The organism is Lysobacter soli (assembly GCF_009755585.1).
In the GTDB taxonomy this organism is placed as follows: Bacteria; Pseudomonadota; Gammaproteobacteria; order Xanthomonadales; family Xanthomonadaceae; genus Lysobacter_J; species Lysobacter_J soli.
Genome location: NZ_CP046603.1, coordinates 697367 through 709474, shown reverse-complemented (window position 1 = coordinate 709474; position 12108 = coordinate 697367). Strand labels below are relative to the sequence as shown.

At 69.7% G+C, this 12108-nt stretch carries 10 protein-coding genes; 6 read left to right on the top strand and 4 right to left on the bottom strand.

The window, feature by feature from the left end; all coding sequences use genetic code 11:
- Window positions 1-35: 35 nt before the first annotated feature.
- Together GOY17_RS03190 and GOY17_RS03185 are read right to left on the bottom strand one after the other, a co-directional pair.
- Window positions 36-464, bottom strand: a complete 429-nt coding sequence (locus tag GOY17_RS03190) for an NUDIX domain-containing protein (RefSeq protein WP_157029302.1) — start codon at window positions 462-464, stop codon at window positions 36-38.
- A 6-nt stretch (window positions 465-470) separates the two neighbouring features.
- Complete coding sequence (locus GOY17_RS03185) at window positions 471-1355, bottom strand: tryptophan 2,3-dioxygenase (protein WP_157029301.1); 885 nt, start codon at window positions 1353-1355, stop codon at window positions 471-473.
- A 210-nt stretch (window positions 1356-1565) separates the two neighbouring features.
- Between GOY17_RS03185 and GOY17_RS03180 the strand changes: the two genes are divergently transcribed.
- The 6 genes from GOY17_RS03180 (at window position 1566) to GOY17_RS03155 (ending at window position 9665) form a co-directional block, all read left to right on the top strand.
- A complete protein-coding gene (locus tag GOY17_RS03180) occupies window positions 1566-4823 on the top strand; it encodes a lamin tail domain-containing protein (protein WP_198173803.1) in 3258 nt (1085 codons plus the stop codon).
- Between the two features lie 341 nt (window positions 4824-5164).
- The gene (gene pdhA, locus GOY17_RS03175) at window positions 5165-6235 is read left to right on the top strand and encodes a pyruvate dehydrogenase (acetyl-transferring) E1 component subunit alpha (protein WP_115841289.1); all 1071 of its coding nucleotides are present in this window, start codon (window positions 5165-5167) and stop codon (window positions 6233-6235) included.
- Complete coding sequence (locus GOY17_RS03170) at window positions 6235-7266, top strand: alpha-ketoacid dehydrogenase subunit beta (protein WP_115841288.1); 1032 nt, start codon at window positions 6235-6237, stop codon at window positions 7264-7266. Before pdhA ends, GOY17_RS03170 begins: the two co-directional genes overlap by 1 nt.
- A 3-nt stretch (window positions 7267-7269) precedes the next feature.
- The gene (locus GOY17_RS03165) at window positions 7270-7632 is read left to right on the top strand and encodes an SH3 domain-containing protein (RefSeq protein ID WP_157029299.1); all 363 of its coding nucleotides are present in this window, start codon (window positions 7270-7272) and stop codon (window positions 7630-7632) included.
- Window positions 7633-7727: 95 nt separating this feature from the next.
- A complete protein-coding gene (locus GOY17_RS03160; protein ID WP_157029298.1) occupies window positions 7728-9149 on the top strand; it encodes a dihydrolipoamide acetyltransferase family protein in 1422 nt (473 codons plus the stop codon).
- A 129-nt stretch (window positions 9150-9278) separates the two neighbouring features.
- Window positions 9279-9665, top strand: coding sequence for a VOC family protein (locus tag GOY17_RS03155; protein WP_157029297.1), 387 nt, complete (start codon window positions 9279-9281; stop codon window positions 9663-9665).
- A gap of 188 nt (window positions 9666-9853) precedes the next feature.
- Here the strand turns inward: GOY17_RS03155 and GOY17_RS03150 are convergent, their stop codons facing one another.
- Window positions 9854-10957: a GGDEF domain-containing protein gene (locus GOY17_RS03150; protein ID WP_157029296.1), complete on the bottom strand. Its 1104-nt coding sequence runs from the start codon at window positions 10955-10957 to the stop codon at window positions 9854-9856.
- Window positions 10958-11049: 92 nt separating this feature from the next.
- Entirely contained in the window at window positions 11050-12027 is a 978-nt protein-coding gene (locus GOY17_RS03145; RefSeq protein ID WP_157029295.1) for an MBL fold metallo-hydrolase, read from the bottom strand.
- Window positions 12028-12108 lie beyond the last annotated feature (81 nt).

Below are 12108 nucleotides of genomic sequence, written 5' to 3'. Positions count from 1 at the left end.
GTGCTGCGGCGCAGCATCCGGCTGAACAGGGACGATCAGGGCCGGCCGGCGGCGGCCGAGGCTTCGACCGCCAATGCGAGCAAACGGGGGAAGTCCTGATGCGCGTCGCGCAGCTTCGCCTGCGCGTCTTCCAGCGCGCACCAGCGCAGTTCCGAATGCTCGGCGAGGTTCGCCGGCTCGCCGGTCCAATTGGCGACGCGGTACAGCCGCAGGCGCCACGGCTCGGGCGCGGCACCTTCGAGGTCGCCCAGATAGAACAAGTCGTGCGCCTCGACGACGAGCCCGAGTTCCTCCGCCAGTTCCCGCGCGATCGCCTGCTCGCCGCTCTCGCCCGCCTCGACGTGGCCGCCGAAGACGTCCCACGCACCGGCAAGCCAGTCGCAGTCGTCACGCCGCCGGCCGAGCAGCACGTGCCCATCGCGCACCAGCAGCGCGCCGACGCAGTCGTGCACGCGGCGCGCCATCGACCCTTACTCCGCCGGTGGCGAGTGGTACGCCGGGCCGCCGCCGATCATCGTGCGCACGTCGAACAGCTCGGGGAAGAAGGTCAGGTCCAGCGCCTGCCGCAGGAAGCCGACGCCGCTGGATCCACCGGTGCCACGCTTGAAACCGATGATGCGCATCACCGTGCGCATGTGGCGGAAGCGCCACAGCTGGAACTGGCTTTCCAGGTCGACCAGGTCCTCGCACAGGTGGTACGCGGCCCAGTGCGCGTCGACGTTCTCGTAGATGCGTTCGAACACCGGCAGCAGCGCCGGGTCGGCCACGTGCGACTGCGACCAGTCGCGTTCGACGTGGCGCGCCGGAACGTCATGGCCATGGCGCGCGAGGTAACGCAGCGCCTCGTCGTAGAGGCTGGGCGATTCGAGCACTTCGTGCAACGCGCCTTCGGCCTTCGCATCGTGCGCGAACACCTTCAGCATCGACGCGTTCTTGTTGCCGAGCAGGAATTCGATCGTGCGGTACTGCAGCGACTGGAAGCCCGACGACGGGCCGAGGATCTCGCGGAACTTCATGTAGTCCGACGGCGTCATCGTCTCCAGCACCGACCACATCTCGGTCAGCTGGCGCAGGATGTTCTTGCAGCGCGCGAAGATCTTCTGGCATTCGCCCAGGCGATCCTCGCGCAGGTTCGCGATCGCCGCCTTCAGCTCGTGGATCATCAGCTTCATCCACAGCTCGGCGACCTGGTGCTGCACGATGAACAGCAGCTCGTCGTGCTGCGGCGGGTTGGACAGCCGCTGCTGCGCCGACAGCAGCGTGTCGAGCTGCAGGTAACCGGAATAGCTCATCCGCCCTTCGAAATCGGTGTGGATGCTCGATTCCAGTTCGCGCTCGTTCTTCTCGACCGTCATTGCAGGCTCGGGTGACGCCGGAAGGTTCCGGCCAGGGGGATGAAAAGGGTAGCGCATCGACGCCGTTCGCCCGGACGGACGGTCACCCGCGTGAAATACCCGCAACGGACGATGCGGCAGACTCGGCCGGTCCGCGAACAGGGGCGTGGGCAAGCGAGGAACGCTCACTCGGGCGGCCCGACGGGCCCGCCCACCAACGGGGAAAGACTTATGGACAGGGTCAGGGGCCGCGTCGCGGCCGCGTTGTTCTCCTTCGCATCGCTGCTGGCGCTGGCCGGCGGCGCGCAGGCGCAGGTGGTCATCAGCCAGGTCTACGGCGGCGGCGGTGGCGGCACGGCCGTCTTCGCGAACGACTTCGTGGAGCTCTACAACCGCGGCACCACGCCGGTGTCGCTGGCCGGCATGTCGGTGCAGTACGCCAGCGCGACCGGGACCGGCAACTTCAGCGGCGTCGCCGTGTTGCCGGCCGCGACCGTGCAGCCGGGCAAGTACTTCCTGGTCGCGATGAGCGGTGGCACGGCCGGCGCGCCGCTGCCGACGCCGGACGCCACCGGCCCCGCGGCGATGGCCGCCGGCGCCGGCAAGGTCGCACTCGTCCGGCAGGCCGCCGCGCTCGCCTGCAACGGCGCAAGCACGCCGTGTTCGGCCGAACAGCGCGCGCTGATTGCCGACCTCGTCGGCTACGGCAACGCCAATTTCTTCGAAGGGGCCGGCGCCGCGCCGACGCTCAGCGCCGCCACGGCCGCACTGCGAAACAACAACGGCGCGACCGACACCGACAACAACAACGCCGACTTCACCGCAGGTACGCCGGCGCCGCGCAACAGCGGCTCGACGCCGACGGAGCCGGAGCCCGCGACGCCGCGCACCATCGCGCAGATCCAGGGCAGCGGGCTGCGTTCGCCGGAGGAAGGCGAGCGCGTGGTGACCGAAGGCATCGTCACCGCGCTGAAGTTCAACAACGGCTTCTTCCTGCAGGCCGCGAACGACGACGGCGACCCGTCGACGTCCGACGGCGTGTTCGTCTTCACCAGCGCAGCGCCGCCGGCCTCGGCCGCGGTGGGCAACCGCGTGCGCGTGACGGGCAAGGTCGAGGAATTCGTCCCGGCGTCAAACGTCAACCAGCTCACGATCACCGAGATCACCGGCCCGACGGTGGAACTGCTGGAGACCGGCGTCGCGCTGCCTGCACCGGTCGAACTCACCGCCGCAGAGCTGTCGCCCGCTGCCACGCCGGCCACGCTCGAACGTCTCGAAGGCATGCGCGTCAGCGTGGCGAACGCGGTGGTGGTCGGGCCCTCCGAAGGCCGCATCGACGAGGACGACGCCACCGCCAGCAGCGACGGCGTGTTCTACGTGACGTTGCCCGACGTGCCGACGCCGTTCCGCGAACCCGGCATCGGCGTGATGGACGCCGCGCTGGCGACGCTGCCGCCGGGCAAGAACCCGCCGCTGTTCGACACCAACCCCGAGCGCCTGATGGTCCGCAGCCGCGGCCAGGTCGGTGCCTTCGCGCTGTCGGCCGATGCCGGCGCGCAGGCGGCCGGGCTGCTCGGCGTGCTCGACTACTTCGGCGGGACTTGGGCGTTGCTGCCCGACACCGCGACGCCGCCGACCGTCACCGGCGGCCGCCTGCCGCAGGCCGTGAACGACGCACAGCGCGACGAGGTCACCGTTGGCGGCTTCAACCTGCTGCGCTTCTTCGACGAGGTCGACGACAACAACGGCGCGCCGACGATCAAGTCCGAGGCGCTCGACAAGCGCCTGACGAAGACGGCGGGCGTCATCTGCGATTACCTCAAGACGCCCGACATCCTCGGCGTGGTCGAAGTGGAAAACCTGCGTGTGCTCGGGATGCTCGCCGACCGCATCAACGCAAGCTGCGCGAGCGCGCCGCAGTACGTGCCCTACCTGTCGCAGGGCAACGACGTGGGCGGCATCAACGTCGGTTTCCTCGTGGCCACGCGCAGCGTTGGCGCAGGCGTCTCGCGCGTGGAGGTCCGTGAGGTCGTGCAGTTCGGCAAGGACGCGACGCTCGCCAATCCCGACGGCAGCACCAGCCTGCTCAACGACCGCCCGCCGCTGCTGCTGCGCGCCACCGTGCACCACGACAACGGCGCGACGTATCCGGTGACGGTCGTGGTGAACCACCTGCGCTCGCTCGGCGACATCGATTCGACCGCGCCCGGCAGCAACGGCTGGATCACCGACGGCGCGCGCGTGCGGGCCAAGCGCGGCGCGCAGGCGGCGTACCTTGCCGGCCTGGTGCAGCAGATGCAGACCGCGAATCCGGAAGAGAAGATCGTGCTGGTCGGCGACTTCAACGCGTTCGAATTCAACGACGGCTACGTCGACGTGCTCGGCGTCATCAAGGGCACCGAAGCCGCCGAAGACCAGGTGCTGACCTACATCGACAGCCCGGTAACGACGCCGTTGATCGACGGCTCGGAACTGATCGCCGATCCCGCCGAGCGTTACTCGTACGTCTTCGCCGGCAACGCGCAGACGCTCGACCACGTGCTGGTGAACGAAGCGGTGGTGATGGGCGCTTCCGCGGTCTCCGTCGAACATGCGCGCATCAACGCCGGTTTCGCGGTGGACCATTTCGGCGATACCTCGGTGCCGCTGCGCGTGTCCGACCACGATCCGGTGCGGGTGGCGATCCGCGTGCCACAGTTCCGCAGTGCGGACCTGTCGGCCACCGCTTCGGCGTCGCCGGCCACGCTGCGTGCGGGTGAAGTGGCGACGTGGACCGCAACCGTGCACAACGCCGGCCCCGACGCGGCGGATGGCGCCGCGGTGGCGTTCGCGTTCGATGCGGACGTGACGCCGGCCATCGACGTGCCCGCCGGCTGGATCTGCGACGCGCCCGTGCACGACGCCGGCACGACGACCGTCGCCTGCACGCTCGCCTCGCTCGCCTCGCAACAGAACGCGACGTTCACGCTGCGCACGACGATGCCGGCGCTGGCGAACGGCAGCGTGGTGCGCATGGCGGTGGCCGCGCGCTCGCAGACGCGCGATCCGTCCAACGCCGACAACGACGCCGTCGCGCAGGTCACGGTCGTCACTGCCGCCGACCTGTCGGTGCGCATCGAAGGCGGCGCGCTGCCGGTGCGCAAGAGCGCGATCGCGACGTTCCTGGTGCCGGTGCGCAACGCCGGTCCGGACGCCGCGGTGCAACCGACGCTAACGATCGACGGCAACGTCGCGGTGTCGGCCGCGGCCGTCGCCGCGCCGGCCGGCTGGAGTTGCGCGCGCGTCGCGACGACCTCGGGCTTCCGCGCGCAGTGCACGCGGAACGCTTCGCTCGACACGAACGTGCAGTGGTTCGCCTTCGCGATCGTCGTGCCGGAGCGCCCGCGCACCGGCACGCAGCTGGAGTTCAACGCCCGTGTCGAATCGGCCACGCCCGACCCGGACGCGTCCGACAACACCGACACGCTGACGGTGGCGATCCGCCGCTGATCGGCGACAGGTGGCAACACCGAAGGGCGCGGCGATCCCGCGCCCTTTCCGTTTTCGAGCCGCGCATTCAGGTGCGTTCCATACCGCCGCGTCCGGCGCCGTCTAGCGTCTTTTCCGCAAAGTTGCATGCCGCACCGCGCAACGGGCCTTTACGCGCCCTTGGGTATCATCCCGGGCTACAGCGCGTCGCTACGGCCCGGTTTTTCCAAGGCCGCCGGCGCGCCTCGGAGCCAGGTCGGGCATGCCCCGGCCCAGCCCTCCGAACGGTCCTGCGCCGGCACTGGATCCGGGACGCGGCCGCTTCGGCTCCCTGTCACCGACACCCAGTCAGGACTCCCGCGATGACGGTCGCCGCGACCTTCGAAATCGAATACCTGCAATACCTCGGCGCCGACGGCAAGCCCGTCGCCGAGCTCCCCGCCGCGTTCCGCGATCCCAAGGCGCTGCTGCCGTTGTTCAAGCAGATGCTGTTCGTGCGCACGTTCGACGCGAAGGCCATCGCGCTGCAGCGCACCGGCAAGCTCGGCACGTACGCCAGCTGCCTCGGCCACGAGGCCACGCACGTGGGCATCGGCGCGTCGATGCAGCCCGATGACGTGTTCGCGCCGAGCTATCGCGAGTACGGCGCGCAATTCATGCGCGGCGTGCTGCCGCGCGAAGTGCTGCTGTACTGGGGTGGCGACGAACGCGGCAACGACTTCTCCGGCCCGAAACAGGATTACGCCTGGTGCGTGCCGATTTCCACGCAGTGCCTGCACGCCGCCGGCGCCGCGCTGAAGTTCAAGCTGATGAAGCAGAAGCAGCTCGCCGTGGCGTGCTGCGGCGACGGCGGTTCGTCGAAGACCGACTTCTACGCCGCGCTCAATTCGGCCGGCGCGTACCAGCTGCCGCTGATCCTGTGCGTGGTGAACAACGGCTGGGCGATCTCCGTCCCGCGTTCGGCGCAGACCGGCGCGAAGACGCTCGCGCAGAAGGGCCTGGCCGGCGGCCTGCATTGCCTGCAGGTCGACGGCAACGACCTCATCGCCGTGCTCGAAGGCATGCGCCGCGCGAGCGAACGCGCGCGCAGCGGCGAAGGCGGCAGCGTGATCGAGTTCATGACCTATCGCCTGCACGACCACACCACCGCCGACGACGCACGCCGTTATCGCGACGAAAGCGAAGTGAAGGACGCCTGGACGCGCGAGCCGATCGCGCGCCTGCGTGCCTACCTCACCGCGCAGGGCGTGTGGAGCGAGGACGAAGAGAAGGCCTGGGCCGAGGAATGCGGCAAGAAGGTCGACGTCGAGATCAACGCCTACCTCGAAACGCCGGTGCAGCCGGTCGAGGCGATGTTCGATTACCTCTACGCCGATCCGCCGCCGGACCTGCTGGCGCAACGCGCCTTCGCGCTCGCACAGGAGGGCCGCTGATGAACGCCGAAGACAAGAAGAAGATCGAATCGGCCAAGTCTGTCGGCGCGCCGGCGGCGATCACGCTGATCGAGGCCATCACGCAGGCGCTCGCGTACGAGATGCGCGCCGACGACAAGGTGCTGGTGCTCGGTGAGGACGTCGGCGTCAACGGTGGCGTGTTCCGCGCCACCGCCGGCCTGCAGCAGCAGTTCGGCCCGGAGCGCGTGCTCGATACGCCGCTGGACGAAACCACCATCGCCGGCCTCACCGTTGGCCTCGCCTCGCAGGGCATGAAGCCGGTCGCCGAATCGCAGTTCGACGGCTTCGTGTACCCCATGGTGGACCACATCATCTGCCACGCCGCGCGCTTCCGTTACCGCACGCGCGGTCGCCTCAGCTGCCCGATGGTGCTTCGCGTGCCGTGGGGCGGCGGCATCCGCGCGCCGGAACACCACAGCGAAGCAAACGAAGCCATCTTCACCAACGTGCCCGGCCTGCGCGTGGTGATGCCGTCCTCGCCCGCGCGCGCCTACGGCCTGCTGCTCGCTGCGATCCGCGATCCGGATCCGGTGATCTTCATGGAACCCAAGCGCATCTACCGCCAGTACAAGGAAGTCGTGCCCGACGACGGCGAAGCGCTGCCGCTGGACGTGTGCTACGTGCTGCGCGACGGCACCGACGTGACGCTGGTGACGTGGGGCGCGCAGGTCAAGGAAGCGCTGGAAGCGGCCGAAAAGCTCGCCGGCGAAGGCATCAGTGCCGAAGTCATCGACGTCGCCACGCTGCGTCCGCTGGACTTCGACACGATCGCGGAATCGGTCAGCCGCACCGGTCGTTGCGTGATCGTGCACGAAGCACCGAAGACCGCCGGTTTCGGCGCGGAAATCGCGGCGCGCCTGGCCGAAGAATCGATGTTCGACCTGCTCGCACCGGTGGAACGCGTGACCGGCTACGACACGCACATCCCGCTGTTCCGCCTGGAAATGAAGTACCTGCCGAGCGTCGACCGCATCGTCGCGGCGGCCAAGCGCACGCTGGCGGCGAGCTGAGCCATGCGTCACGCACGCGTCGTCGTCTCGCACAACGCGCCGGATCGCCCGCCGATCCGGCTCGCGCGCGGCGACGCCGTGCAGCTGGGCGATCGCGACACCGACTGGCCCGAGTTCGTGTGGACCACGATCGCCGAAGGCCATGAGGGCTGGGTGCCGGCGAAGCTGTTCGATCGCGAACAGGGCCCGGCCACCGCGCTCGACGATTACGACACGCGCGAGCTCGACACGCAGGCCGACGAAGTGGTGACGCTGCAGTACGAACTCGCCGGCTGGTGGTGGGCGCGCGACGCGCACGGCCACCAGGGCTGGATCCCGGCGCGTTCGCTCGAACTGCTCGACGACAACGACGGCGAGGACGCGTGACCGCGTCGCCAGCGGTTTCGACGTTCCGGCATTGAACACCCGCCCGCCGCGCACCGCGCGAGGGCACCACCGCACTCCAACGAGACAACGACCGTATGGCCAACACGAAGAAGACCTTCCTGCTCCCCGACCTCGGCGAGGGCCTGCCCGACGCGACGATCGTCGAGTGGTACGTGAAGGAAGGCGACACGATCCGCCTCGACGACAACCTGGTGTCGATGGAAACGGCGAAGGCCGTCGTCGACGTGCCCTCGCCCGTCTCGGGCAAGGTCGTCCGGCTCGCCGGCGCGGCGGGCGACGTGATCGTCACCGGCAAGATGCTGGCCGAGTTCGAGATCGATCCGTCGATGCCGCAGCGCGCCGAAGGCCAGGACACCGGCCACCACCACGGCGCCGGCAGCCATGCGCCGGAAGACGGCGACAAGGTCGTCGCGTCCGACGAAGGCGGCGTGATCAGCGATGCCGGCGAGGAAGCACCGAAAGGCGAGGCGCGCGCGGATTCGGGCACGGTCGTCGGCGCGATGCAGAGCTCCGATGCGGTGCGCAGCGAACAGGCCGTCGCGGTGGGCGGCGTCAAGGCGATGCCCGCCGTGCGCGCGATGGCACGCAAGCTCGGCGTCGACATCGCACGCGTTCGCGCGTCCGGCGCCGATGGCGTGGTGACGATGGACGACGTGAAGCGCGCGGCCGCCGACGGTTCGGCCTCGGGCATCGCGCCGTCCGCCCGGGTGAAGGGCACCGGCGGCGCCGAACTGCCCGCATCCCGCCCGCACCCCGGCCCTGCCCCGCAAGCGGCGCCGTCGACGACGGCGCCGGCGCGCAGCACGCTGTCGCAGGGCGGCAAGCCGATGCGCACGCAGCCGCCGGGCGTGTCCGCCAGCGGCCAGCCGGAACAGCTCAAGGGCGTGCGCCGCAACATGGCGCGCGTGATGGCCGACGCGCACGCGAAGGTCGTGCCGACCACGCTGTGCGACGACGCCGACCTGCACGCGTGGCTCGGCAAGCAGGACATCACCGCGCGCCTGGTGCGCGCGATCGTCGCCGCCTGCAAGACGGTGCCGGCGCTCAACGCATGGTTCGACGGCGAGACGCTGACGCGCACGCTGCATCCGCACGTGGACATCGGCATCGCCGTGGACACCGAGGACGGTCTGTTCGTCCCGGCACTGCGCAACGCCGACATGCTCGATGGCACCGGCGTGCGCGGCGCGATCCAGCGCCTGCGCGCGCAGGTCGAGGACCGCACGATCCCCGCGACCGAACTGAGCGGCTACACGATCTCGCTGTCGAACTTCGGCATGTTCGCCGGCCGCTACGCGACGCCGGTCGTCGTGCCGCCGTGCGTGGCGATCGTCGGCGCCGGCAAGCTCAGCCATGACGTGGTCGCCGTGATGGGCGGCATCGAAGTGCACCGCCGCATGCCGATCTCGCTGACCTTCGACCACCGCGCCTGCACCGGCGGCGAAGCGGCGCGCTTCCTCAAGGCGCTGCTGGACGACATGGCCCTGCCCCAGTAACGCGCCCGTAGCCCGGGCAAGGCGAAGAAGCCGCCGACCCCGGGTTGACCTCGCCGGACAGGCTGCTGACAGGAGGTTGTCAGCAGCTGCGGTACAACCTGCTCCCATCATCCGAACGGGAGTCCTGCCATGGCGCACCGCAGCCGTCTTGCCGGTTTCATCATCGACTGCAAGACCGACGACCTCGACGCCGCCGCCGATTTCTGGAGCCAGGCGCTCGGCGTGACCATCGCCGACCGCCACGCGGGCGACGACACCGCCGAATACCAGAACTTCGGCAACACGCCGGGCGATCTGTACATCGAAGTGCAGAAAGTCGACCACCCCTCGCGCGTGCACCTTGACATCGAAGCCGACGACATCGACGCCGAAGCCGAACGGCTGGAGAAGCTCGGCGCGAAGAAGGTCGCGTTCGTGAAGCGCTGGTGGGTGATGGAAGCGCCGACGGGCCAGCGCTTCTGCGTGGTGAAGATGAAGGAGCCGGAGAAGCGGTCGGTGCCGAATGAGTGGGCGTGAGCGGCGCCTGGCGATCAGCGAGAAGCCGCGGCAAACGAAGCCGTCATCCCGGCGAACGCCGGGACCCAGGCCGTCAGCGCCTGAACGCTCCGTGCATTCTGCTGATACGTCGTGATGCTGGATCCCGGCCTTCGTCGGGATGACGCTGTGTAGTTGATGCACCACCGACGGAGTACTGCCGCCGAAACTCACCCATGATGCAGCGGCGTATCGTCCACCACCACGCGATTGCGCCCCGTGGCCTTTGCGCGATACAGCGCCTGGTCGGCGCGGTCGAACACCTGCTCCGACCAGTCGCGCGTTGGCTCGCCTGCCGCGATTCCCATCGACACGGTGAGCGCGAACGGCAGCGGCGCCACGGCGATGCGCTGACGGATCCGTTCGGCCACCTGCGCGGCCTGCGCGAGGTGTGTGTCGGGAAGCAGGATCAGGAACTCCTCGCCGCCATAACGCACGGCGATGTCGCCCTCGCGGATCGACGCGTTGACCGCATCGGCGACGGCGCGCAGCGCGCGATCGCCCAGCAGATGCCCGTGGCGGTCGTTGACGTCCTTGAAGTGGTCCACGTCCAGCAGCATCAGCGTGTACGGCGACTGCTGCAGCAGCCGCATCGCCTCGGCGTTGTCGCGCAGCTGCGCGAGCGCGGAACGGTTGAGCAGCCCGGTGAGCGCATCGTGCGTCGCGCGATGTTCGAGCAGGTCGTGGCGACGCTGCAGGTCGGCGCGCGCATCTTCCAGCCGTTGCGCGAAGGCCTCGCGCTCGCTGAGCAGGCGGCGCTGCTCCATGGCGTAGCGGCGAAGCTCCAGCAGGTGCTGCGTCTGTCGCGCCAGCACTTCCAGTCCCTCGCGCTGCGCATCGGTGAGCGTGCGCGGTTTGTTGTCGAGCACGCACACCACGCCCAGCGGCTGGCCGTCGGGGCTCAGCAGCGGCACGCCGGCGTAGAAGCGCAGCGGATCGCCATCCACGCGCATCGTCGGGCGCGGCAGGTCGGGATGGTCGTAGAGATCCTCGACGACGAGCGTGCGGTCGGGCTGGCGGATCGCGCGGTCGCAGATCGCCTCGCTGCGCGCAGTCTCGCGCACGTCCAGTCCGATCTGCGCCTTGAACCACTGGCGGTCGTGGTCGATCAGCGAGATCGCCGCGGCGGGCACGTCGCACAGCGTGACCGCCAGCCGGACGATGTCGTCGTACGGCTGCTCCGCCACCGAACCCACGACCGCATACGCATCCAGCGCGGCCTGGCGGCGCGCCTCGTCGGACGGCGGTGGAAGAAGGGGTCGCGGAGCGGGCATGGCGCATTGCCAAAAAGGTCGCTAAGGCTACTCCCGGCCCGCCTGCGGACCCGTGATCGAGCCCACAACCTGCGCGGCTGCCGCCGCATCGTTCAGCCGCCCGCCGGGCCGCTGCGAACCTGAACAGGGCGCGCCGCCGCGTTTTCGCGGGCCAGCCAGATTTCCAGCCCCTGCGCGTTGAGCTCGATGTCGATGGCGAGCAGCGCGCGGACCTCCTCCGGCGCCAGCGGCGAGCCGTGCACGCGGGCGCGCTCGATATATAGCACCGCCAGCGCCTCGACCAGCCGTTCGTGCCGGTCGGCGTGGCCGTCGGCGTCACGGGCGAGCGCGACCATGGCGTCGATCTGCGCGATGAGGTCGCTGCCCAGGCGCGCCACGTCGCCGACGCGCCCGTAGTGGGTCAGGTGCATCGCCACCGGATCGCGCGCGAGCATCGTCCGGATTGACGCCTTCAGCGGCTCGGGCTCGAACTGCACCGGCGAGGTAGTCGGGACCACGAACGGCTCGCCGTGCGCGTTGTCGAACTCGCGATACGACAGGCCGAATGTGTCGCCGGTGAACCAGCTGCGGCTGCGCTCGTCCCACACGCACAGGTGATGGCGCGCATGCCCGGGCGTATCGATGCACAGCAGCGGACGACCGGCCAGGTCGAGCGTCTCGCCGTCACGCACTTCGCGCACGCGCGCGGCGTCGACGGGCGCGATCTCGCCGTAGCTGCGCGCGATTTCCTCCTCGCCGTACACCGCGGTGGCGCCGGCGACGAGGCGTTCGGGATCGATCATGTGCGGCGCGCCGCGCGGATGCACGGCGAGCGTCGCGTTCGGCAGCGCGCGCATCAGCGCGCCGGCGCCGCCGGCGTGGTCCAGGTGCACGTGCGTGAGGATCAGCCAGTCGACGTCCTGCGGTTGCAGGCCCTGCCACGACAGCGCATCGAGCATCGCCGGCACCGAGTGCTGCGTGCCGCAATCGACGTACGCGCCGCGTCCGTGTTCGACGATGAGGTAGGCGGCGTCGAAGTTCGGCCGCTGGAATCCGGTGTCGATGGTGACGATGCCGTGCGCGTCGTTCATGCCGTGCGGCTCCTCGTGGGCGTCCCCGCAGTCTAGGGCGCGCAGCGTGACGCGACGATGCGGCTTTGGTCGGAACGTCGC